Consider the following 24,000-nt stretch of genomic DNA (forward strand, 5'->3'; position numbering starts at 1 on the left):
CCATTTTTGCATTCGTCTGCTGGTTCTGCGCCACGACTCAATCCCTCTGCATCAGAATACGAGCTTCTTGTTTGCAATGTAGCTAATGATCGGAATGATCATGGCTCCCACGAATAATCTCCAGATGTCCGGAAGCTGGGCATAGCTGGCCAAGACGATGGTAAGTGAGCTGGCTGCAAAGGCGCCCAGTGCAACGAGAAAGAACTTTGCAAAGGCATGCTTATAGATTTGCGAGCTCGAGAAGGTCACATGATAGTGCCCAAAGAATGATACGACCAGCGCGACCAGGAACCCACAGGTGTTCATCAAGATGACCGATGAAGTGTCGACAAAGTGTCCCACGGTAATTGCCACCAGAAAATGAACAAGTGTGGAAATCAACCCTACGGCACCGAACCTTGCCATTCGAAAGAATTCTTCGACGAGATTTGTCATTCAGGCTTCTTGAGAACGGCCACGACCGACAGCCCGCCGATTTTGTTGAAGCGTGAAAGCCGCCTTTCCAGCCCGCACACCATGGTTAAGAATGAGTTCACGAAGTTAGGTACAGCCGCCATGTCAGACCCTTCCGGAACGCGACCGCGACGCAGACATCGCACTGCTGCAGCAACAGGCAGAACAGCAGCGAAAAAGTAATGCATCGATTGTGGTTGCGCCCCCGCATGGATGATCGTTTTGCGCAGACTTCCTATTGTATAGCGCCGGCGATGTTCGAGAAAATCGTCGTGGGCACTCCACAGGAAATTGAACGCAGGAACAGTAATGATGAACGTCGTTCCAGGCCGCGCCAACTCCCAGTATTGCTTCAGGACGGCTACGTCGTCATCGACGTGTTCCAGAACATCCATCAGCAAAACGACGTCGGCGTCTGTTTCCTTGACTGATCGAACGAACCGCAGACGATGGCCCATGTAATCGACCGTTTGATCAGGAACGTCATAGCCGGGGTCGACGCACACAACTTCCGCAACGCCACTGTTTCCTATGAGCCACTTGCCGAACCAGCCGATACCGGCTCCGACGTCCAAGACGAGCCGGCGCCTTGCCGGCAAGTGACCTGCAATCATTCTTGCCTTGGAAACATAGTACCAATGAGAGTCGGCCTGAGAACCAAGAGCATTTTGTTCTTTGAGGTCCATTACGTCCCAGTGTTTGCCAAGCGTTGGTCACCGTATATCAGCGACCCTTTATCATCATATAATAGACATATCCCAGATTGGCAGCTCGATTGACTTTGGTGTCACTCATGCCTCATCGGCGATGCGCATCGAAAATGCGCGGGTTGCTTCAATGCGTGTGCGGCGAAATCCATTTCGCCTCCACACTGGACAACGACGATGCTGGTCTAGGCACCAAATCCGGAAGGGTAACGGATCAGGCGAGCAGCTTCCGTACTGCATCCTTCCAGCCTGCGTATCTTGCGTCGCGCTCGGCGGGTTTCATCTTGGGCGTGAATCGCTTCTGCTTCTTCCACGACTTGGCGAAGCGGGAGGGTTCCGGGAAGAGGTCAATCTTGAGCCCCGCAAGGTAGGCGACGCCCAGAGCTGTGGTTTCCAGAATGGGCGGGCGGTCCACCGGCGCATCCAGTATGTCGGACAGGTATTGCATGGTCCAGTCCGAGGCTGACATGCCTCCATCGACGCGGAGGGTGGTTTTCTGGGCTTGGCCCATATCCTTGCGCATCGCCTCCAGCAGGTCGCGGGTCTGGTAGCAGACAGACTCCAGCGTCGCCTTGGCCAGCTCCTTTGCCGTCGTGGCACGGGTGAGGCCGAAGATCGCGCCGCGCGCCTCGGCATTCCAGTAGGGAGCGCCAAGTCCGACGAAGGCCGGGACCAGATAGACATGCTGTGTGGGGTCGGCTCCCTCGGCGAGCCTGCCTGTCTCTCCCGCCGTCTTCACCAGCTTCAGGCCATCGCGCAGCCACTGCACGCCGGCGCCGGCAATGAAGATAGCACCCTCGAGTGCGTATGTGCGCTTGCCGTCGAGCTGGTAGGCAATAGTGGTTAGCAGCCGGTTGCGGGATAGCACGGCATTGGTACCCGTGTTGAGCAGCGCAAAGCAGCCCGTGCCATAGGTTGCCTTCATCATGCCCGGTTCGAAGCAGGCTTGGCCGATGCTCGCGGCCTGCTGGTCACCCGCCACGCCGCGGATCGGGATTGCGGACCCGAAGAGTTCCGCTGTCGTGGTGCCGAAGTCGGCGGCGCAGTCCTTTACTTCGGGCAGGAGGCTCCTTGGGATGTCGAGAATGCGCAGCAACTCCTCGTCCCATTCGCCGGTGTGGATGTTGAACAGAAGGGTGCGCGAAGCGTTGGTGGCATCTGTTGCATGTACCTTGCCACCCGTGAGGCGCCAGATCAGGAAGCTGTCGATCGTGCCGAAGGCAAGTTCGCCGCGTGAGGCCTTCTCTCTCGCACCCTTCACATTGTCGAGCAGCCAGCGAATCTTGGTGCCGGAGAAGTAGGGATCAAGCAGCAGGCCGGTCTTCTTGCCGAAGAGAGGTTCATGGCCCTTGGCCTTCAGTGCCTCGCAGAAGGCCGCGGTGCGCCGATCCTGCCAGACAATCGCCTTATGGATGGGCTTGCCGGTGCGGCGGTTCCAGATCACCACAGTCTCGCGCTGATTGGTGATGCCGATGGCCTTCACCGAAGAAGGTTTTGCCTTGGACTTGCGCAGCGCGGACTTGCAGGTGGCAAGCACGGAAGACCAAATCTCCTCAGGATCATGCTCCACCCAGCCAGACTTGGGATAGAACTGGCGAAACTCCTTCTGGCCCACGGAGACGGGCTTCAGCTTCGCATCAAACACGATTGCGCGTGACGAGGTCGTTCCCTGGTCGATTGCAAGTATCATGTCCGCCATGCTTCAGCCCCCCACGCGCTTCAGTTCCTGCACCGCGTTGGCGGTTGACATGTAAGACCGCAAGGCCTCCTGCTCCGCCTTCGTGGTGTGGAGACCAAGCTTCGAGCGGCGCCACAGGACGTCATCGGCGCTGTAGGCCCACTCCTTCTCGCGCAGCCAGTCGACCTCACGCTCGCTCAAGGGTCCGAAGCTCTGGCCCATGTCGGCAGTGGAACTGGCATCGCCGAGCATGCGTTCCGCATCCGTGCCATAGGCACGGAACAGGCGACGGACAGTAACCTCGTCGAGGAAAGGATATTTGCGCGTGAGGCTGGCGATGTGCTGCTCAACCGCGTCATATCCGAAGTCGCCCCCTGGCAGCGAGGCATCATGCGTCCAGGGCTTTCCCATCTGGGGGAAGAAGGGCTGGATCTTCTCCATCGCGTGTTCGGAAAGCCTGCGGAAGGTGGTGATCTTGCCGCCGAACACCGAAAGCAGCGGTGCTCCGCCCTCGGGATGATCGAGCTTCAGCACATAGTCGCGTGTCGCCTCCTGCGCCTTCGAGGCACCGTCGTCGTAGAGTGGCCGGATGCCTGAATAGGCCCAGCGAACCATGTCCTGCGTGACGGGCTTCTTGAAGTACTCGCTCACGGCCTTGAGAAGGTATGCTGATTCCGCTTCGGAGATGTGTGGCTTGCCAGGGTCGCCCTTGTGGTCCTCGTCCGTCGTGCCGATTAGCGTGAAGTTGCGCTCATAGGGAATCGCGAAGCAGATGCGGCTATCGGCGTTCTGGAAGATGTAGCAACGGTCGTGATCGTAGAGCTTGTCCACGACCATGTGGCTGCCCTTCACCATGCGGATCTTGTCAGGATCGTTGCGGCCGACGACAGCGCCCAGGACCTGGCTTACCCAGGGGCCGGCGGAATTGATCAACGCCTTGGCGCGTATCGTTTCCAGGCAGCCACTTTCGGTTTCGATTGTCATCTCCCACAGGTTCCCGACGCGTCGTGCGGAGGTGCACTTGCTGCGTGTGCGGATCACAGCGCCCTTTGCCTGTGCATCGCGGGCGTTCAGAACGACAAGGCGTGCATCTTCAACCCAGCAGTCGGAGTATTCGTAGCCGCGAACATATTGCGGCTTCAGCGGCTGTCCCGTCACGTCGGTACGCAGGTTCACGCTGCGGGTGGGCGGGAGAATCTTGCGGCCACCCAGGTGATCATAGAGGAACAGCCCCATGCGCAGAATGGGCCATGGGCGAAGGCCGTTGTGATAGGGCAGCACGAAGCGCAGCGGCCAGATGATGTGCGGCGCCGCCTTGAGGAGAACTTCACGCTCGATCAGCGCCTCGCGCACGAGGCGGAACTCATAATGCTCGAGGTAACGAAGGCCGCCATGGATGAGCTTGGTCGAGGCGCTCGACGTGCCGGATGCGAGGTCGCCCTGCTCGGCAAGGAATACCTTCAGGCCACGGCCGGAGGCATCACGCGCGATGCCGCAGCCATTGACGCCTCCGCCGATGATGAAAAGGTCATAAATCATTCGGCAGAACCTGGTTTACTGTCGATCACGGCTGTTCCCTGAGAAAGTACTTCGGTCGGTCGCTAGATGTGTTCCGGTGTGGGATCGAAGCGTCGATCCGGCCGATTTGGGCCTTATGTTATGCGGCTTTACCCGCATGATTCAAGTACGTGATTGGGTGGGTGCGAGCCTCGCTGGCCTTTGCAGGATGAATTTTCCATTGCCAGTGGCACCATGAGACAAAGATCACGGTGCGCCGGGACGTTCGCTGATCGGTCGTTGACGCTCATGGAAGCGATGTGGAACAGTCTGCGGCCTGGTGCGGGACAGTGCCCATGCCCTGCACGCGTGGAGGTTCTAGCATGTTTCTTGGCATCGATCTCGGTACGTCCGGTGTCAAATCCATCCTCATTGATGCCGACCAGCACATCATTGCCGAACAGTCTTCCCGTCCACTCGAGGTTTCACGCCCGCATCGCGGATGGTCCGAACAAGATCCGGAACATTGGTGGGCCGCAGTCTGCCAGACGCTTGATGGCCTGGCGGCCAACAATCCGCGTGAGACGGCTGCCATCAAGGGCATCGGGCTTTCGGGCCAGATGTATGGCGCAACCGTGCTTGGCACGGATGACAAGCCACTCCGCCCGGCCATACTCTGGAACGACACGCGATCTGAGCGCCAGTGCGCGGATCTCACGAACCGGGTACCCGGCATTGTCGACATCGCTTGCCGGAAGCCAACGCCCGGGGTTACGGCAAGCAAACTGGCGTGGCTGCGCGATCATGAGCCAGACGTGTTCCGCAGGACGGCCAAGGTTTTGTTGCCGAAGGACTATGTTCGCCTGCTGCTTTCCGGCGACAAGGCGTCGGACATGGCCGATTCCAGCGGTACCATGTGGATGAATGTCGCCCGGCGAGAGTGGTCCGACACGCTGCTTGCCGCCACGGACATGCGCCTGGACCAGATGCCGAGCCTGCACGAGGGGACCGAAGTGACAGGCCAGTTGCGCCGGGATCTCGCGAGTCGCTGGGGCATCGATGGGCCTGTCACCATCGCTGCCGGAGGTGGGGACAATGCCTGCGGGGCATGTGGAACAGGAGTGATTTCCGAGGGTGAGGGCACAGTCTCTCTCGGCACATCAGGCGTGCTGTTCGTGGCCATGCAGCAAGCCCGAACGAGCCACGACTTCGCGATTGAAGCGCTTTGCCATTCGGTGCCGGGTGTCTGGCACCAGATGTCCGTCATTCTCTCCGCCACCTCGTGCCTCAACTGGCTTGCCCGCCTGCTGAAGCGCAGCCCCGTGGAATTGGTGATGGAGCTTGGTTCGGTTCCTGGGGCCCCGAGCCAGGTGCTGTTCGTGCCGTTTCTCGATGGCTGCTGGTCGCCGCGCAGCGATGCCGAGATCCGGGCCGCACTGATCGGACTCCAGCACTCGACAGACGATGCCACACTGACACGGGCGGTGATGCAGGGCGTTGCCTTTGCCTTGCGCGAGTGTGCGGATGCCTTCCGCGCCACCGGAACCTCGATTGACCGCTTGCTTGCCATCGGCGGTGGCTCGCGTTCCGATCTCTGGCTGTCGATGATCGCCACCTGCCTCGGTGTCGAGCTTCGCGTTCCTGCTTCCAGTGAACTGGGCGCTGCCTTCGGTGCTGCCCGCCTTGCCCTGATTGCCAATACCGGCGCTGATCCGATGGCGGTTCTGCAGCTTCCCAAGATAAGCCGTACGATTGAACCGGACCGCAATTTTGCGCAGCACTACGCCGATGCCTATGCAGACTGGCTGCAGGCGATCCCCGAAGTCAGGCGAACGTCAGCCTCACTGGGAAAGCGGCTCTGACTGCGTTGCGTTGAGTGAAGGAACGCGATGGAGCGCGGTCAGGGCGCTCAATGCTTCCTCGGTTTCCATGCTGAGCCGCTCATCGCTCCACCCCAGTTCGGTAGCGGCAATGCCTGCGATGTCCTCGATCAGGGGCTTTGACAAGCCATCCTCGAATGGCAACAGGGTGCGCCGCAGAATGATGTCAGAGAGTCGCGTTGTACGTTCGTCGCGGATGATCCAGCGGATTTCGCCTTCAAAGTAACGAGGGTTTCCGGCAAGTGGCCTCGGCGCCTGCGCGACGGCGTGGGCAACATCGCCCGCCTGGCTGCCGTAGCGGCTGACAAGATCTGCAGCCACCTTGTCCTGAATTTTTGAGTGCCGCGCAATTTGTGCTGCGAAATCGCGAAGTCCTTGCTCGTCTCTTGGAAGTCCGGCACTTCCGCCGATCGGCTGGTCAAGCGTACTGCGCAGATGCGGCAGGCCCATTCGTTGCAGCAACACCTTGCAATTGTCCTCCGCACAGGCACGGTAGGTTGTCCACTTTCCACCCACCAACGTCATCACGGGAAAGGGGCGGCTGCCCTCAGGCTCAAACACCTTGAAGGCGTGGTCACGGCTGATGGCGCCAGTCGCGGAGTCATTACTGCGGGGCAATGGCCTGATGCCGGAATAGGCAAAGACGATCTCGTCCCGCCTTGCATTGCTGCCGGGCAGAACCTCGTCCAGAACCTTGAACAGATAGTCGATTTCTTCGCTGGAGCAGACAGGGCTGTCTGGCGATTCATCACGGATATCCGTGGTGCCGAGGAGAATGAGATCATCATCGAGGGGGTAGACCAGGCAGGCACGATGATCGTGCGTCTCGAAATACAACATGCACTCACCGAGCTGGGCGGAAAGATCAGGCCTGCGCATCACGAGGTGAGAGCCGCGCGTTCCGCCGATCAACCGCTCATCGATGCCAAGCTTGCGGTTGACGACGTCGGCCCATGCTCCGGCACAATTCACCACCGCGCTAGCTTGGATGGTGAAGCTCTCCTGGGAGATTTCATCTTTGAGTATGACGCGGTCTCCCTCCATTCCCGCGAGCGAGAGGTAGGGAATGGCAACAGAGGCCGGGCAGTCTCGCTCGGCATTCTTGATGAGCTCGAGGGCAAGCCGCTCCGGATGCACGAGCCTCGCATCATAATACTCAGCGACGGCACAGACTGACTGGGAGAGCATCGGCATCTGCTTGAGGCTGGCCGAGCGGGATACGATGCGATGCTTCGGCATGGTGCGGGTGCCGCGCGAGAACCAGTCGTAGAAAACGAGCCCGAGCTTCACGACGAGGATGCCCTTTGCTCCCGGGCTCTTCGTCAGACCAAGGAAACGCAGCACGGCCGAAGATGCACCGCCGAACCAGCTGAACCCCGGTACCCAGGTGGGAAGCGGCTTGACGAGGTGCGAAGCATTCACCAGCAGGTGGTTTCGTTCGATGACGCTTTCCCTTACGAGAGAAAATTCCCCGGTTTCGAGATAGCGCAGACCGCCGTGGATGAGCCGTGACGGTGCTGCACTGGTGCCGGAGGAAAAATCCCCCTTGTCGATAAGGACTGCCGGGACGCCCTGCAGGGCGAGATCCCGATAGAGGCCGATGCCATTGATTCCAGCACCTGCGATGAGCACAGGCGTGACCGATGCCTGCTGCTCGCGCAGTAAACTGAGCACTTCATTCCGGTTGCGCACGGTCACTCTTTCATGTGGGCTTCAATTCACGCCGTAATACGGAAATTTTATTTCTGGTTAAATGGGAAAATGCCGATCCTGCAGAATGGCAAAAGTCATAATCCCCTAAAAACAAATGCTTATGCCATAAAACAATTTTCTGCCGTTGCGGATTGACAATGCTTTTCCTTGAACTAGCCTGAGCCCCAACAAGATCGGGCAGGCCTTGTTGCCCATGTCAGACTGTAAACACAGCGGACCGGTCGGAAGGGAGGGATATTGCGAGAGCGCCTGATCGGCATTGATGCCGGCGGTACGATGACCAAGGTCGTGCTGTTTGACGTCGCGGGCAATGAAATTGCCTGCGAACGGCAACCGAACGTCATGCTTTTGCCCGAACAGGGCTGGACCGAGCGCGATGCAGACCACATGTGGGCCGCAACGTGCCTGTCCATCCGAACCCTCCTGGACAGGACCGGAACCAATCCCGCCGATATCATAGCCATCACGCCATCGGGCTATGGTGGTGGCGTCTACCTGATCGATCGCGATGGCGCGCCTGTGCGCAATGGGCTTGTCTCAACCGATACGCGCTCCGTTCCGCTCATCGAATACTGGAATGAAACCGGCCTTCGGGAACAGGTTTCGGACGTGATCGAGCAGCAAGTTTGGCCGGGGCAGACACTTGCCATTCTGGCCTGGATGCAGGCCAATGAACCCGGCACCCTCGGCCGCACGGCTCACGTGCTGTCATGCAAGGATTACCTGCGCTTTCGGCTGTGTGGCGACATTTCAACCGATCCGACCGATGCGGGCTGCGCAGGCATACTCAATGTAAGCCGTTCGGAGATTTCGTCGGATGTCTTCAAGCTGACATCACTTGAAGGCTGGCTGAGCAAGCTTCCGCCGGTTGGCTCGCCCACGGAAGTGGCTGGCAAGATCAACGACAACGTTGCCGCACAAACCGGCCTCAAGGCTGGAACGCCGGTTGTCCGCGGAGTTTATGATGTGGTTGGCTGCTCGCTGGCATCCGGTGTGCAGCAGGCCAGCCAGCTTGCGGCTGTCGCCGGCACCTTCAGCATTCATTCCACGTTGCACCGCAAGCCGGCACTGAGCCCGCTTCCCCATATCCAGACACCCTATCCCGTAGCCGGCCAGATCCTGGCAACAACGGCCACACCGACGTCTGCGAGCAATCTCGAGTGGTTCTGCAAGACCGCGATGCGGGCAGAGGCTGACCTGGCCCGTGCGCAGGGCCGCAGCATCTATGAGATCTGCAATGAAATGGTGGCGGGAACGCTTCCGCGTGAGAGCCGCATCCAGTTTTTTCCCTTCCTTTATGACGGGCCGCGCGGCGCACCGGCTGGCTTTGCCGGCCTCACCGCAAGTTCAACAATGCCTGACCTCCTGAGGGCTATCTATGAGGGGGTCGTGTTCGCTCATCGCACCGACCTCACCTATCTCCTCAATGGCCCCGATGCTGCCCAACCCGATGTCATTCGCCTTGCGGGCGGTCCTTCACGAAGCCGAGTATGGTCACAGATGTTTGCCGATGGCCTTGGTCTTCCCGTCGAAATCGCCAGCGGTACGGAACTTGGAGCCAAGGGCGGCGCAATCTGCGGTGCCGTTGCGACCGGTGCCTACAAGGATGTTCCAAGCGCCATCAAGAACATGGTGAAAGTCGAGAGCAGGCTTGAGCCAGACCCGGATCGAGCAGGGGCGCTGTCCGACAAGTATGCCCTTTACTGTTCGGCGGTCGAGACAAGCGTCGCTGCGTGGAAGAAGACCAAGCGTGCAACGACGCTACAACCGGATACACCAGCCAGGAAGGCATCGGCCGCATGAACCAATCGTTCTACATATCGCGACAGACGCCGAGAGGTGCGGCATTCCATGCTTGAGCTTATTGACATCACCAAGGTGTCCGGCGCCCAGACGCATATCCATCCGACCAACCTGGTGCTGGAGCGCGGCAGCCTGAATGTGCTTCTGGGACCAACGCTGTCTGGCAAGACGACACTGCTGCGGCTCATGGCAGGCCTCGAGAAACCGACCACCGGTGAAGTCCGCTTCGATGGCAAGAATGTCGCCGGCGTTTCGGTGCAGAACCGCAATGTGGCCATGGTCTATCAGCAGTTCATCAACTACCCGTCGATGACTGTTTACGACAACATCGCATCTCCGCTGAAGGTTGCCGGTGAAAAGCGCGACGTGATTGACCGCGAAGTGAAGAAGGTGGCGGAGCTCATGCGCCTCACACCCTTCCTTCAACGTCTCCCGCTCAGCCTTTCGGGCGGCCAGCAGCAGCGCACAGCGCTGGCGCGTGCCATCGTGAAGAAGGCCGGACTGGTGTTGCTGGATGAGCCTCTCGCAAATCTCGATTACAAGCTTCGGGAGGAAATGCGCGAGGAGCTTCCCAAGATCTTTGCTGCCTCAGGATCGATCTTCGTCTATGCTACGACGGAACCATCGGAGGCCCTGCTCCTGGGCGGCAATACGGCAACTCTCCACGAGGGCCGGGTGAGCCAGTTCGGCAAGACAATATCGGTCTATCGCCATCCACATGATCTGATCACAGCCAGCACTTTCGCCGATCCGCCGCTCAACACCGTGGCGGCGATCAAGCGTGGAGAGCAATTTGCCCTGGTGGACTGGGATTCAGGCGCGGAGGGGCAGCAGCCCGCCCTTACGCTGCCGGTGCCTAGGCAACTCGCCGGGATCGCTGACGGCCCCGTCACCTTGGCAATACAACCGCATCACCTGTCACTCTCCGCGCCGTTTGCCGGCGCGCCACATCTGGCCGTCACCACACAGATTTCAGAAATCGCCGGATCCGAGAGCTTCATCCACGTTCGCCACGGCAAGTCGCGCTGGGTGATGCTGTCGCACGGCGTGCGTGACCTTGATCCATCACTCGATATTGATGTCTTCGTTGACACCCGTCACTTGATGGCGTTCGGCGAAGATGGCAGATCTTTGGCTTCCCGGGCATCTGCAACAACACGGCAAGACGGGTGAGGGCAGGGTAATGGCCAGGATCAATCTCGAACACATCCGTCACGCCTATGGGATGCGCCCGACGTCTCCGCATGATTATGCCCTGCGCGAGGTGAACCACGAGTGGAACGATGGCGGCGCATATGCACTGCTGGGGCCATCGGGTTGTGGCAAGACCACGCTGCTCAACATCATTTCAGGACTGGTGCGACCTTCGGAAGGGCGCATCCTCTTCAACGGACAGGATGTCACCCAACTGTCCACTGAAGAGCGCAACATCGCGCAGGTGTTCCAGTTTCCCGTCGTCTATGACACGATGACCGTCTACGACAATCTCGCTTTTCCGCTGCGCAACAGGCACGTTCCGGAAGACCAGGTCGACAAGCGTGTGCGGGAAATTCTCGGCATGCTGGAGCTGACAGACCGCGCACAGAAGAAGGCCCGAGGCCTTACTGCGGACCTTAAGCAGAAGATTTCGCTTGGACGCGGCCTCGTTCGTGCCGATGTGAACGCAATTCTCTTCGACGAACCTCTGACCGTGATCGACCCGCACATGAAATGGGTTCTTCGTTCGCAGCTGAAGAGCCTTCACCGCCAGTCGGCGTTTACCATGGTCTATGTGACGCATGACCAGACCGAGGCGCTCACATTCGCCGACAAGGTGGTGGTAATGTATGATGGCCAGATCGTTCAGATCGGCACGCCGGCCGAATTGTTCGAGAAGCCCAAGCACACTTTTGTAGGTTATTTCATCGGATCACCGGGCATGAATGTCTTTCCGGTGAAGGTCGATGGTAGCCAGGCCCATGTGGGTGGCATGCATATTGATCTCGGCTACGCTCCGAAGATCAAGGATGGCCAGAAAGCAGAGCTCGGCATCAGGCCGGAATTCATGGAAATCTCGCGCACTGGCTTTCCCCTCAGCATCCGCAAGGTGGAAGATATCGGCCGCCTGAAGATCGTCCGCGCCGATTTTGCCGGCCAGGCCGTATCGATCGTCGTCAAGGAGGAAGCCGAGATCCCGGCGGACCCCCATGTCGTGTTCCGTCCCGAAGGCGTTAACATCTATGCCGATTCCTGGCGCGTCGGACGGGAGGCCTGATCATGGAAAAGACCTGGAACAACAAAGCCTGGTTCATGGTTCTGCCGGCCTTCCTGATCGTCGCCTTCTCGGCCATCGTTCCGTTGATGACGGTGGTCAACTACTCTGTGCAAGACACGTTCGGGAACAACCAGTTCTTCTGGGCAGGAACAGAGTGGTTCACCGAAATCCTCGAGTCTGAACGATTCTGGGGCGCGCTGTACCGCAACCTCCTGTTCTCAGCCATCGTTCTTCTGATCGAAATTCCGCTCGGCGTCTTCATCGCGCTGAACATGCCGCGCCGCGGCATCTGGGTGCCGATCTGCCTCGTCACCATGGCCATGCCGCTTCTCATTCCTTGGAACGTGGTGGGCACCATCTGGCAGTTGCTCTGCCGGTCTGACATCGGCCTTCTCGGCTACAGCCTCGCCAAGATCGGCATTCAGTTCAACTATGCCTCCGATCCTCTTCATGCGTGGATCACCGTTGTGGTCATGGATGTCTGGCACTGGACCAGCCTGGTGGTGTTGCTGGCCTATGCCGGCCTCGTCTCCATTCCAGACGCCTATTACCAGGCCGCGCGCATCGACGGAGCGTCCCGCTGGTCAGTGTTCCGCTACATCCAACTCCCCAAGATGAAGCGCGTGCTGCTGATCGCGTTCCTGTTGCGCTTCATGGACTCCTTCATGATCTATACGGAGCCCTTCGTGGTTACCGGCGGTGGCCCGGGCACTTCCACGACCTTCCTTTCGATCGATCTCGTGAAGATGGCGATCGGCCAGTTCGACCTTGGACCGGCCGCTGCGATGTCACTGATCTACTTCCTGATCATCCTGCTGCTCTCATGGGTATTCTATACCGTCATGACGAGCAGCGACGCTGAAAACTGAGGCGACTGCATCATGACAATGGATCAGACCGCAGCTCTACCGGCAACCGGGCATGCGACAGCCCAAACTCCGCAAGGCATCGCGCATGCCAGCCCGGGGCGAAGCAAGCTCGCCTGGCTGGTGCCTACACTCTACATCCTGTTTCTGATGATCCCCGTCTATTGGCTGATCGTGATCAGCTTCAAGAACAACGTGGAAATCATGAACAGCTTCTCGCTGCTGCCCCAGGAACCGACGCTGCGCAATTACAAGGTCATCTTTACCGATGCCTCGTGGTACTCGGGCTACATCAACTCGATGATCTACGTGGTCATGAACACGGTGTTCTCGGTGGCTGTTGCGCTGCCTGCAGCTTATGCCTTCTCGCGCTACCGGTTTCTGGGCGACAAGCATCTCTTCTTCTGGCTTCTCACCAACCGAATGGCGCCGGCCGCCGTGTTTGCGCTGCCCTTCTTCCAGCTCTATTCGGCCTTCGGCCTGATCGACACACATCTTGCTGTGGCGCTTGCGCACTGCCTGTTCAACATTCCGCTGGCGATCTGGATTCTCGAGGGTTTCATGTCGGGCATCCCGAAGGAAATCGATGAAACCGCGTATATCGATGGCTACAGCTTCCCCACCTTCTTCCTGAAGATCTTCATTCCGATGATTGCGTCTGGTATCGGCGTTGCGGCCTTCTTCTGCTTCATGTTCTCATGGGTGGAATTGTTGATCGCGCGCACGCTGACGACGACGGTTGCAAAGCCCATTGCGGCCATCATGACGCGGACGGTTTCGGCCTCGGGCATGGACTGGGGCGTGCTTGCAGCCGCGGGCTCGCTCACGCTGATACCCGGCGTGCTGGTGATCTGGTTTGTTCGCAACTATATCGCCAAGGGCTTTGCCCTGGGCCGCGTTTGAGGAGCGAGACGATGGATTTCTCATGGATGGCCTGGACACTGCCAACCTTTCTCTTTTTCGCGACCATTTTCTTGCTGCTGATCGGCATGGGTGTGTGGGAGTATGTCTCTCCCGGCGGAAATCCGAGGGTCGGTATCTTGCACTTTGAAACGACCCGCGGTGACCGGCTGTTCATATCGCTGCTTGGAAGTGCCTTTATTCATATCGCTTGGTTGGGGTTCACAAACCTCAATCTGTGGTGGGCTGTTGCCTTGTCACTTGTCTACACGGTTCTCGTGTTCAGGTATGTCTAGGAAGCAGCTGACGGGTGGTCCAGCCAACTGGGCGGCTCTCTTGAAGCAAAAACGACAAATTGGAGGAAACGATGCGTAAGAAACTATTTCTATCGAGTGCCTTGTTTGCGATGGCTCTGTGCGGTCCTGCACATGCCGGAATGGATGAGGCCAAAGCATTCCTCGACACCGAAATCAACGGACTGTCATCGCTCTCGCGTGCCGACCAGGAAAAGGAATTGCAGTGGTTCGTGGACGCTGCCAAGCCCTTCGCCGGCATGGAAATCAAGGTGGTGTCGGAAACTATCCCGACCCATGAATATGAATCCAAGGTTCTCGCCAAGGCCTTTGCCGACATCACCGGTATCAAGGTCACCCATGATCTGATCGGCGAAGGTGACGTCGTCGAAAAGCTGCAGACACAGATGCAGTCGGGCGAAAACATCTATGACGCCTATGTCAACGACTCGGACCTGATCGGCACGCACTGGCGCTACCAGCAGGCCCGCAGCCTCACCGACTGGATGGCGAATGAAGGCAAGGACGTCACAAATCCGATGCTGGATGTGGATGACTTCATCGGCAAGTCCTTCACGACTGCCCCGGACGGCAAGCTCTATCAGCTGCCTGACCAGCAGTTCGCGAACCTTTACTGGTTCCGTTATGACTGGTTCAACGACGAGAAGAACAAGGCCGACTTCAAGGCCAAGTATGGCTACGACCTTGGCGTGCCGGTGAACTGGTCTGCCTATGAAGACATCGCCGAGTTCTTCACCGGCCGTGAAGTCGACGGCAAGAAAGTCTATGGCCACATGGACTACGGCAAGAAGGATCCGTCCCTTGGCTGGCGCTTCACCGATGCATGGCTCTCGATGGCCGGCAACGGCGACAAGGGCATTCCGAACGGCCTTCCTGTCGACGAGTGGGGCATCAAGGTCAACGACAAGTCGCAGCCCGTCGGCTCCTGCGTGGCCCGCGGCGGCGACACCAATGGCCCTGCCTCGGTCTATGCCATTACCAAGTACCTCGAGTGGCTGAAGAAGTATGCCCCGCCGGAAGCGCAGGGCATGACCTTCGGCGAAGCTGGCCCGTTGCCTGCTCAGGGTTCTATCGCGCAGCAGATCTTCTGGTACACTGTCTTCACGGCAGACACCGTGAAGGATGGCCTGCCGGTCGTGAATGCTGACGGCACCCCGAAGTGGCGCATGGCTCCTTCGCCGCATGGCGTCTACTGGAAGGATGGCATGAAGCTTGGTTATCAGGACGCTGGCTCCTGGACCATTCTGAAGTCGACCCCGGATGATCGTGCAAAGGCAGCATGGCTCTACGCGCAGTTCGTTGTCTCGAAGACGGTGGACTCCAAGAAGAGCGATGTCGGCCTGACCTTCATCCGTCAGTCGACTCTCGACAACCAGCACTTTACCGACCGTGCGCCCAAGCTCGGCGGCCTGATCGAGTTCTATCGCTCGCCGGCCCGTCTGCAGTGGTCGCCCACCGGCACCAACGTTCCTGACTATCCGAAGCTGGCTCAGCTCTGGTGGCAGAACATCGGTGACGCCTCTTCCGGCGCTAAGACGCCGCAGGAAGCAATGGACGCTCTTTGCGCCGAGCAGGAAAAGGTGCTCGCCCGCATCGAGAAGTCTGGCGTGCAGGGTGACAAGGGTCCAGTTCTCGCTGAGGAGCATGATCTGGCCTACTGGAACGCTGAAGCTGTGAAGGCAGGCAACCTCGCCCCGCAGCTGCCCGTTGCGAACGAAAAGGAAAAGCCGATGACCGTCAACTACGACGAGCTGATCAAGTCCTGGCAGAAGTAAGACCTGTCTGACTGACAAGCGCTGAAGCTGATGCCGCCCTCGCGAAAGCGAGGGCGGCATTTTCGTTTCTGTAATAAAATGATTTGCAAGACTTCACAGCCTATTTCCGGACAATATTTCTATGTTTATCAATTAATTAGTGACTTGTGTCCTCATTCAATGCAGCTGTGTCGAGCGATGTGATCTTGTCCGACGGAAATTATTTACAGGCATGGTGTCATCTGCTAGCCATGCTTCCACTGCTGAAACGCAACTGACGGACAGGGTGGAGGCTTATGACTTTTGTGACGATGGGGCCCATGCTGAAGCGGGCGCAGAAGGCGGGCTATGGCATCGCGGCCTTCAATATGATCGACTACAACAGCGCGCGCTCGATCGTGGAGGCGGCTGCGGCCCTCGATGCACCGATGATTGTCCAGGTATCGGTCAAAACCATCAAGCACTGGGGCTTCAAGCCGATCGCGACCTGGGTTCGCATGTTGGCGGAGGACGTGCCGGTTCCAGTCGCGTTGCATCTTGATCACTGCAATAATGTTGACACCATAAAAGGCTGCATCGACGCGGGCTGGACGTCCGTGATGTTCGATGGCTCATCACTGCCTTTCGCCGACAACAAGCAGAAATCGGAAGCCGTCTACAAGTTGACGGAGGCTGCAGGCGTTGGCCTCGAAGCAGAGATCGGCGCCATCGGTGGCGTTGAGGACGACAAATTCGTCGCAGAGGACTCGGCCATTCTTGCAAACTTTGATGAGTGCGTGAATTTTGTCGAGAACATGCCGAACCTTGCCGTGTTTGCGCCGGCAATCGGCACTGCCCACGGCTTCTACAAGGGTCAGCCGAAGATCGCCTATGATCTCTTGAAACGCATCACGACAGCCATTCCCATCCCCATTGCGCTACATGGTGGCACAGGACTGAGCCAGGAGCAGTTCGACAAGTGTATCGCCGCTGGTTGTGCAAAGGTCAACATTTCGACCATGCACAAGCATCGCTTCATCGAGGGCTTCATCGATGTGCGAAAGCAGAACCCGAAGCTTGAGGAGCCGCTGCCCTTCTTGAGTGGCCAATACGAGGCCATGAAGAACGATGTTTGCGACATGATCACGGCCTTTGGTTCCAAGGGCAAGGCTTCCCATGCTGCAGGCCTCGAGGGCTAGATGCTCCAGGCCCTGATTTTCGACTGCGACGGCGTGCTTGTCGACACTGAACGTGATGGCCATCGCGTTGCCTTCAACGAAGCGTTCAAGCAGGCCAGTCTCTCGACCCATTGGAGTGTGGAGCGCTACGGCGAGTTGCTGCTAACCGCTGGTGGCAAGGAACGCATGCGACGGCATTTCGATGAGACTGGCTGGCCTGTCGAGCAGCCAGACCGGGATGCCTTGATTGCGAAGCTGCACAAACTCAAGACCGATATCTTCATGAATTTGATCGCCAAGGGAGGGCTACCTTTGCGGCCCGGCGTCGCACGCCTCATCGATGAAGCGATCGCCGGTGGCGTCACCCTCGCGGTCTGCTCCACCTCGAACGAACGTGCGGTCCAATCCGTCGTCAACGTGCTGCTCGGGTCCGAGCGCTCAAAGTTGATTACTGTCTTCGCCGGTGACGTTGTCGCTGCGAAGAAGCCTGCCCCGGACATCTACAATCTCGCCGCAGAGAAGCTTGGCCTATCTCCCAGTCGCTGCGTCGTGATCGAGGACAGCAACAATGGTCTTCGCGCGGCGAAGGCTGCGGGCATGAATTGTATTGTCACGATCTCGTCCTATACTGCCGACGAAGATTTCACCCAAGCAGACGTGATCGTGGCTGACCTAAATCATGATATCGACATAGGTACTTGTCAGTCACTGGTGGGATGAGCAGCCCAGAAGACGCCGCTCTCATTTGCTTCTGGCAACGTGCCGATAGTGGTCCTCAAGTGCGGCACCCGTCCTGCGCAGATTTTGCGCCGTGGTTTCGCCAGCCCTGAAGAGAAGCCCGACATAGAGAAGATCGATCAGAAACAATTGGCTCAATCGTCCCTCGAGGAAGTCACCATATAGTGGAACAACGTGCTGTGACGCTCCCCAGGTAGTCAGGCAAACCGTTCCGGCGTTCGCTACAGCAGACGATGCATCGCTCGTGATCGCAATCGTCGTTGCGCCGTTTTCGCGAGCCAGCAGCATGGCATCCGCCACTGTTACCGTCGTGCCCGTATGTGAAATGCCCACCATCACGTCCCCTGCTGAGAGGTTCGCAGAGATGATGGTCTGGGTATAGCCGTCGCGATAGCTCGTCGCGTCAAAGCCCGCCTTGATGAACAAGTGGGCCGCCTCATCGCAAATCGCCGCGCCGCCGCCGACGCCTACGAACACTATTCTCCGCGCCTTATGCAGGGCTTCCACCGCCTGCTCCAACCGATGCGCATCCAGCATCCGCTGGGTGCCCTCCAACGCCTGGATCAGCAGTGTCGCCAACTTGCCGCTGGTTCTTACAAGACTGTCGTTGCCATCTATCTCCAGGGGAATGTTGGCGTATTCACTCTTGCTGCGCGTTCCCTCCGCAACCGAGAGCTTGAGATCGGGGTAGCCTTCATAGCCCAGGGCGCGGCTCACCCGGCTGATGGTCGCTTCGCTCACGCCAAGCGCACGGCCGAGTTCGGTAATCGAAGAATCGAGCCGGGTGCCAGCATTCAAGCGCAGAAAATCGGCCACGATTCGCTCTGATTTGCGCAGGGAGCCGTATCTCTCCTGAATCCGCTCCAGCAAGTTGCCCTGGGGAAGCTCGGTACGCTCAGGTTTCTCGGTCATTTTCTTGTGTGCTCACGCATGCGGCCTGCCGACAGACAATACTGCTAACACCCATCCAGACCGAAGAAAAGTTTCTCCCCTGAGACGTCAGCGATCTCTTGGGCGGTGACCCTATAAAGCAAATCACCAAGAAGGAAATTTCCCTCGACAATGGATTTTGTCAATGTTACGAGCTCAAAGCATCAACTGTTTCCGCCAGTGGAGTTCTAAAAACCCATGTCTTTACAGAAAAAAAGACCAAATGTGCCGGACCCGGAGCTCCTGGAGAAACTTTTCAGAACAGCATTCAAGATCCGCGTTTTTGAAACTGAAGGCATCAAGCTGTACCGTCAAGGTCTCATCCGTGGATATTTTCACCCCTACCTTGGACAAGAGGGCATCGCCACTGGCGTTTGTGCAGCGCTAAGGGAGGGAGACTACATTGCATCCACCCACCGCGGGCATGGCCACTGCATCGCCTGGGGCGCTGACGTGAAACGCATGGTTGCCGAGTTGCTGCAGAAGGAAACCGGCTACTGCCGAGGTTATGGCGGCTCGATGCATATCGCCGACATTCACAACGGCAATCTGGGTGCGAATGGCATCGTGGGTGCGGGCACACCACTGGGCGTAGGTGCTGCGCTGGCGGCCCAGATCAAGGGCTCCGACGCGGTGACGGTGACCTTTTCCACTGACGGTGCCTCGAACAACGGCACATTCCTTGAATCGCTGAACCTCGCTGCCATTTGGAACCTGGCTTTTGTACTGGTGATCGAGAACAATCGTTACGCCGTGTCGACGCGCATCGAGGAATCGACACGCGATGCAGACCTCTACAAGCGCGGTCTCAGCATCGGTGTGGAAAGCCACCAGGTCGATGGCAACGATCCACTTGCCGTCTATGAGTTGACCAAAGAAGCCGTGCGCAAGTGTCGTGAAGGAAAGGGTCCGATCCTGATCGAGGCCAAGACGTTCCGCCACATGGGGCATCACGTGAACGATCCTGGAAAGTACATGCCGGCCGATGAACTGGCCTATTACAAGGAACGAGATCCGGTCGACCGCGCCAGGAATGCCCTGACCGAGATGTCGGGCATCGAGCAATCGAAGATCGAGGCGATTGAAGACGAGATCCGCAAGGAATTCGAGGATGCCGTCGAATTTTCCAAGGCCAGTCGAGAGATCACCATGGCCGAGTTCGAAGAATTCGCAGCCGACTACTGATCCCGGATCGAAAGAACAAATATGTCCAGAGAAATCATGTACCGTGACGCGCTGAGGGAAGCTCTTGATGAAGAGATGCAACGCGATCCGACGGTGTTCATCATTGGTGAGGGAATTGCCGAAAGGGGTGGTTCCTACAAGGTCACGGAGGGGCTTCTCGCCAAGTATGGCCCGCATCGTGTTCGAGACACGCCCATAGCCGAAGCTGGCATGATTGGCGTAGGCGTCGGAGCCGCCATCGCGGGCGCTCGGCCTGTTGTCGAGATCCTCTATGTTGATTTTGCCATGCTTGGCATGGACATGCTCGTCAATCAGGCCGCAAAATTTAGACTGATGACGGGTGGTGATGGACGTGTACCATTCGTCATGCGCACACAGGGCGGCACCGGTGGGGGCGTTGCAGCGCAGCACTCGCAGAGCCTCGAAGCGCTGTTTTACCACATTCCCGGACTCAAAGTTGTCATGCCGTCGGTTCCTGCCGATGCCAAGGGCCTGCTCAAGTATGCGCTTCGGCAATCTGATCCGGTCATGTTCCTCGAGCACAAGCACCTCTACATGACCAAAGGGCTTGTGCCTGACGGCGAGCATGTCATTGAGTTTGGAAAAGCTGACATAAAGCGCCCTGGAAAGGACGTGACCATCATCGCCTGGTCGAACATGATACCCAGAGCTCTGGAAGCTGCGGCCAAGCTGGCAGAGGAGGGGATCGACGCCGAAGTACTCGATCCGCGCACGCTGGTACCGCTCGACAAGGCAGCTATTCTTGCCTCCGTCGCCAAGACCAATCGCGTGGTTATCGTCCAGGAAGCCGTGCGCCGCGGCGGCGTGGCCTCAGACATTGCCTCCATCATCCAGGAAGAGGCATTCTATCATTTGGATGCGCCCATCGAGATCGTCGCAGGCCTCAATGTTCCTGTGCCTTTCAACCTCGAACTTGAGAAGGCAAGCATTCCGCAGCTGCCTAACATCATTGCGGCCGTCAGGCGCAGCCTTCACCTTAAGTCAGATGCCACTGCAGCACAATGACTCCGGAAGTGACGCACTTTCTCGCGGACTTATCCAACCGTCCGGCAAGGCACAGCACCCGTTGTCAGGAACACTGGCCAAACACGTAGGACTTTAGAGCGCGTGGCGCTGTCGGCGGAAGCCGTCCGGCACCGCGTCCCCTGAGAGAGGAATCATCATGGCGCGTCCCATTCTCATGCCGCAGGTCGGACAGGATCTTACAGAAGGCAAGATAACCGCTATAAACGTCAAGCTCGGCGACAAGATCAAGAAGGGCGACATCGTTGCCGAAGTCGAGTCAGAAAAGGCGACCTTTGAAGTCGAGGCTTTTGAAACCGGAACAGTCATTGAGGTGAGGTACAAGGTCGGTGATACAGCTACCGTCCTTCAGCCATTGATTATGGTCGGCGAAGCTGGAGAAGCTCCTTCCACCAACCTCGGCATTCACCAACCAACCAGTACCGCAGGCGAGACAGCCAGCAAGGCGCCGGTTGAAGTTGCTGCTTCAGCCCAAGGCTATGGAAGCTCTGTCGGCTCATCACCCCTCGCTCGCCGCATCGCCAAGGAAGCCGGAGTGCGGGTGGGAGATGTTCAGGGTTCAGGCCCTCATGGCGCAGTCGTCAAGAAGGACATCGAGGCCGTTGTCGAAAAGCATCGCGCGACCGGGAGAACTCTCACAAAGGAGGGTGACGGAAGCGACCTGCGTAGTCTGCAGCAAGGCTCCGGCGACCCCGTCGTGCTCATCCATGGATTCGGTGCTGATCTGTCGGCCTGGCGCCCCTTTATCCTGCACCTCGCTCTCACCAACCCCGTTCTCGCCCTCGATCTGCCGGGCCATGGAGCAAACCTTGCTGTCGGTCCAGACGATTTTGACACATTGGTTGCCTCTGTTAACGATACGCTTCGAGCCGCCGGAGTAAGCAGACTTCATCTAGTGGGCCACTCCCTGGGAGCCGCTGTGGCCGCCTCCCTGGCCGGTGGAGGTGATCTGGATGTTCGCTCTCTGGCGCTCATTTCACCAGCGGGTCTCGGCCCACTCATCAATGGTGAATTTGTATCAGGCTTTTTGGCCGCGAACTCGGAAGCAGAGCTCAAGCCTTGGTTGGAGAAACTCGTGCATAGGCCCGCCATGCTGCCGGGCGCACTTGTGCGGGCTACGATCGCGGCGCGCGAAGCCTCTCCCCTTGTTGCGGCGCAGGGCAGGCTTGCCGCCAAACTGTTCGCCGGCAACACGCAGCTCTTCTCGATCAGGGACGCACTCGATCGCTATACTGGACCCCTCCGCTTGATCGTAGGCCAGGAGGACGGCATCATACCGACATCCTATGCCGACGAGATTCCTCCCCATGTTGCCTCGCATCGTCTTCCGCTGGTTGGCCACCTTCCCCAGTTCGAATCCGCCTCGCTCGTGGCCAGGCTTGTGGCGGCAACAGTCCGGAGTGCGGGTTGAGTGATGATGGCAAATCCCCCTGGAACACTTCTTTTCGACCTCGATGGTACATTGGTGGATAGCGCTGGCGACCTTTCAGGCTCGCTCGACACTCTGATGGCCGAGAAGGACTTATCCCCAATTGGTATCGCTACTGGCCGGCAGTTAATCGGACACGGCATTGCCAATCTGGTGCGCAATGCCCTGAAGCTCCGGGGTGAGAGCGAGGACGAAGGTGACATAGCAATCGACCTCGCCCGGTTCATGGATATCTATGCTTCCCGCCTTACCAGGCTGACGCGACCTTATCCCGGAGTTGTTGAAACACTCGAAGTGCTCAAGAGCCAAGGCTGGAGCATGGGTGTTTGCACCAACAAGCGGGAGAAATTCGCTACCAGCATCGTGGAAGACCTTGGTCTTTCAAGGTTCTTCGAAGTCGTATCCGGACCAGACACCTTTGGTGTTGGCAAGCCTGACCCACGCCAGCTTTCTGAAATGGTAAAGGCAGCAGGAGGTCGGCATCCTGCCCTCTTTGTTGGTGACTCGGAGGTGGATGTGGCCGCCGCGAAAGCCGCGGGGATGCCAGTGATTGCACTCACCTACGGATATTCCAAGATACCGCTCGACACCCTGGCACCAGATGCGCTCCTGTCAAGCTTCGGAGATGTGCCGCAAGCCATCAGCGAGATCATGAGCAAGTCTCGCTAGCCGAAGAGTATGGAGAAAGTTATGACGCTACGTCTCTCGGTCAATACCAATCCGCTCGTGAACCGCTTTGCGGACGTCGATGACGTTTGCGACACGCTCGCATACAAGATCAAGGCTGGCTACGTCCAGCTTGTTCCGGAGTTTCTCAATCCATCGTGGCCATCGGCGACGATTGCCAAGCGTGAGCGCCAGTTTCAGGCCGCATTCAGACGGACCGGCATTCGCGCCACCTCCGTGATGACCAGCACCTTCACACGTCTCAACCATATGGGCCACCCTGACGCCGATGTGCGGCGCTACTATGTCGACTGGTTCAAGACCTTGGCCGACATTGCAGGTGCCATCGGCGCGGAGTCCATGGGATCACAGTTCGCGATCTTCACGCAGAAGGACTATGACGATGTCGGTCGCCGCGAGGAACTGATTGAAATTGTGATCGACTGCTGGGCAGAAGTGGCTGAACACGCGAAGGCAGCGGGCCTCTCCTATGTATTCTGGGAGCCCATGTCGGTGGGTCGCGAGTTCGGTCATACCATTGCCGAGTGCCGAAGCTTCGACAAGCGCCTCGCCGCAGCGGGCCTTGCCCTGCCTTTCCGCATGATCGTCGACATTGATCACGGTGACGTGACTTCAACCGACCCTCGGGACACTGACCCTTATGCGTGGGCGGCTGCGTTTCCCATTGAGTCGCCGATCATTCATGTCAAGCAGTCGTCCATGAACAAGGGCGGGCACTGGCCGTTCACTGAGCAGCATAACAAGGATGGCCGCATCCAGCCGCAAAAGCTCATTGAAACAATCCAGAAGGCGGGCGGCATGAACACCGAGATCTGCATGGAGCTCTCATTTCGCGAGCGAGAGCCGACCGACAGCAATGTCGTCAGCATGATGCGGGAATCGGTCATGTTTTGGGAACCCTACATCGACACAGGGTTCAATCATCCAGCTTAGCACCGAGCCTTGTCCAATTGCCTGCCGACGACCACCGAGTCGACCCGGCAACGCATTCCTACTCTAGCACTAGAACCG

Annotated in this window: 21 protein-coding genes; 15 read left to right on the top strand and 6 right to left on the bottom strand. The window is 58.3% G+C overall.

Going from position 1 to position 24,000, the window contains the following annotated elements:
• Window positions 1-51: 51 nt before the first annotated feature.
• From WCJ41_RS07260 to glpD, 4 genes are all read right to left on the bottom strand, one after another.
• On the bottom strand, window positions 52-435 hold the full coding sequence (locus WCJ41_RS07260) for a GtrA family protein (RefSeq protein WP_336905177.1): 384 nt from the start codon (window positions 433-435) through the stop codon (window positions 52-54).
• Window positions 432-1,139 carry a methyltransferase domain-containing protein gene (locus tag WCJ41_RS07265; protein ID WP_336905178.1) on the bottom strand — a complete coding sequence of 236 codons (708 nt, stop codon included), beginning with the start codon at window positions 1,137-1,139 and terminating at the stop codon, window positions 432-434. Before WCJ41_RS07265 ends, WCJ41_RS07260 begins: the two co-directional genes overlap by 4 nt.
• Window positions 1,140-1,374: 235 nt before the next feature.
• On the bottom strand, window positions 1,375-2,859 hold the full coding sequence (gene glpK / locus WCJ41_RS07270) for a glycerol kinase GlpK (protein ID WP_336905179.1): 1,485 nt from the start codon (window positions 2,857-2,859) through the stop codon (window positions 1,375-1,377).
• A gap of 3 nt (window positions 2,860-2,862) precedes the next feature.
• The gene (gene glpD / locus WCJ41_RS07275; protein ID WP_336905180.1) at window positions 2,863-4,377 is read right to left on the bottom strand and encodes a glycerol-3-phosphate dehydrogenase; all 1,515 of its coding nucleotides are present in this window, start codon (window positions 4,375-4,377) and stop codon (window positions 2,863-2,865) included.
• 341 nt (window positions 4,378-4,718) lie between these two features.
• On the opposite strand from glpD, the gene xylB reads away from it, so the two are divergent.
• Complete coding sequence (xylB, locus tag WCJ41_RS07280) at window positions 4,719-6,197, top strand: xylulokinase (RefSeq protein WP_336905181.1); 1,479 nt, start codon at window positions 4,719-4,721, stop codon at window positions 6,195-6,197.
• Here the strand turns inward: xylB and WCJ41_RS07285 are convergent.
• Window positions 6,177-7,913 (bottom strand): glycerol-3-phosphate dehydrogenase/oxidase, encoded by a 1,737-nt coding sequence (locus WCJ41_RS07285; protein WP_336905182.1) that lies wholly within the window; start codon window positions 7,911-7,913, stop codon window positions 6,177-6,179. The genes xylB and WCJ41_RS07285 overlap by 21 nt on opposite strands.
• A gap of 252 nt (window positions 7,914-8,165) precedes the next feature.
• On the opposite strand from WCJ41_RS07285, the gene WCJ41_RS07290 reads away from it, so the two are divergent.
• The 9 genes from WCJ41_RS07290 (at window position 8,166) to WCJ41_RS07330 (ending at window position 17,696) form a co-directional block, all read left to right on the top strand.
• Window positions 8,166-9,731, top strand: coding sequence for an FGGY-family carbohydrate kinase (locus WCJ41_RS07290; RefSeq protein WP_336905183.1), 1,566 nt, complete (start codon window positions 8,166-8,168; stop codon window positions 9,729-9,731).
• Between the two features lie 48 nt (window positions 9,732-9,779).
• Window positions 9,780-10,904 (top strand): ABC transporter ATP-binding protein, encoded by a 1,125-nt coding sequence (locus WCJ41_RS07295; protein ID WP_336905184.1) that lies wholly within the window; start codon window positions 9,780-9,782, stop codon window positions 10,902-10,904.
• Window positions 10,905-10,914: 10 nt separating this feature from the next.
• Entirely contained in the window at window positions 10,915-11,985 is a 1,071-nt protein-coding gene (locus WCJ41_RS07300) for an ABC transporter ATP-binding protein (protein ID WP_336905185.1), read from the top strand.
• A 2-nt stretch (window positions 11,986-11,987) separates the two neighbouring features.
• Window positions 11,988-12,854 carry a sugar ABC transporter permease gene (locus WCJ41_RS07305; RefSeq protein ID WP_336905186.1) on the top strand — a complete coding sequence of 289 codons (867 nt, stop codon included), beginning with the start codon at window positions 11,988-11,990 and terminating at the stop codon, window positions 12,852-12,854.
• A 12-nt stretch (window positions 12,855-12,866) separates the two neighbouring features.
• Window positions 12,867-13,754, top strand: a complete 888-nt coding sequence (locus WCJ41_RS07310) for a carbohydrate ABC transporter permease (protein WP_336905187.1) — start codon at window positions 12,867-12,869, stop codon at window positions 13,752-13,754.
• 11 nt (window positions 13,755-13,765) lie between these two features.
• Window positions 13,766-14,047, top strand: a complete 282-nt coding sequence (locus WCJ41_RS07315; RefSeq protein ID WP_336905188.1) for a DUF2160 domain-containing protein — start codon at window positions 13,766-13,768, stop codon at window positions 14,045-14,047.
• Between the two features lie 71 nt (window positions 14,048-14,118).
• On the top strand, window positions 14,119-15,840 hold the full coding sequence (locus WCJ41_RS07320; RefSeq protein WP_336905189.1) for an ABC transporter substrate-binding protein: 1,722 nt from the start codon (window positions 14,119-14,121) through the stop codon (window positions 15,838-15,840).
• Between the two features lie 275 nt (window positions 15,841-16,115).
• Window positions 16,116-16,997 carry a class II fructose-bisphosphate aldolase gene (locus tag WCJ41_RS07325; protein WP_336905190.1) on the top strand — a complete coding sequence of 294 codons (882 nt, stop codon included), beginning with the start codon at window positions 16,116-16,118 and terminating at the stop codon, window positions 16,995-16,997.
• Window positions 16,998-17,696, top strand: a complete 699-nt coding sequence (locus tag WCJ41_RS07330) for an HAD family hydrolase (protein WP_336905191.1) — start codon at window positions 16,998-17,000, stop codon at window positions 17,694-17,696.
• A gap of 21 nt (window positions 17,697-17,717) precedes the next feature.
• On the opposite strand, the gene WCJ41_RS07335 is transcribed toward WCJ41_RS07330, so the two are convergent.
• Window positions 17,718-18,626: a MurR/RpiR family transcriptional regulator gene (locus tag WCJ41_RS07335; protein WP_336905192.1), complete on the bottom strand. Its 909-nt coding sequence runs from the start codon at window positions 18,624-18,626 to the stop codon at window positions 17,718-17,720.
• 243 nt (window positions 18,627-18,869) lie between these two features.
• Here WCJ41_RS07335 and WCJ41_RS07340 point away from each other — a divergent pair, with 243 nt between their 5' ends.
• From WCJ41_RS07340 to WCJ41_RS07360, 5 genes are all read left to right on the top strand, one after another.
• Window positions 18,870-19,829, top strand: a complete 960-nt coding sequence (locus WCJ41_RS07340; protein WP_336905193.1) for a thiamine pyrophosphate-dependent dehydrogenase E1 component subunit alpha — start codon at window positions 18,870-18,872, stop codon at window positions 19,827-19,829.
• Between the two features lie 21 nt (window positions 19,830-19,850).
• A complete protein-coding gene (locus tag WCJ41_RS07345) occupies window positions 19,851-20,855 on the top strand; it encodes an alpha-ketoacid dehydrogenase subunit beta (RefSeq protein ID WP_336905194.1) in 1,005 nt (334 codons plus the stop codon).
• A gap of 157 nt (window positions 20,856-21,012) precedes the next feature.
• Complete coding sequence (locus WCJ41_RS07350) at window positions 21,013-22,284, top strand: acetoin dehydrogenase dihydrolipoyllysine-residue acetyltransferase subunit (protein ID WP_336905195.1); 1,272 nt, start codon at window positions 21,013-21,015, stop codon at window positions 22,282-22,284.
• A gap of 3 nt (window positions 22,285-22,287) precedes the next feature.
• Window positions 22,288-22,971 carry an HAD family hydrolase gene (locus WCJ41_RS07355; RefSeq protein ID WP_336905196.1) on the top strand — a complete coding sequence of 228 codons (684 nt, stop codon included), beginning with the start codon at window positions 22,288-22,290 and terminating at the stop codon, window positions 22,969-22,971.
• Window positions 22,972-22,992: 21 nt separating this feature from the next.
• The gene (locus WCJ41_RS07360; protein WP_336905197.1) at window positions 22,993-23,922 is read left to right on the top strand and encodes a TIM barrel protein; all 930 of its coding nucleotides are present in this window, start codon (window positions 22,993-22,995) and stop codon (window positions 23,920-23,922) included.
• Window positions 23,923-24,000: the final 78 nt, after the last annotated feature.

The sequence above is a fragment of the Aestuariivirga sp. genome (assembly GCF_037139295.1).
Classification (GTDB): domain Bacteria; phylum Pseudomonadota; class Alphaproteobacteria; order Rhizobiales; family Aestuariivirgaceae; genus Aestuariivirga.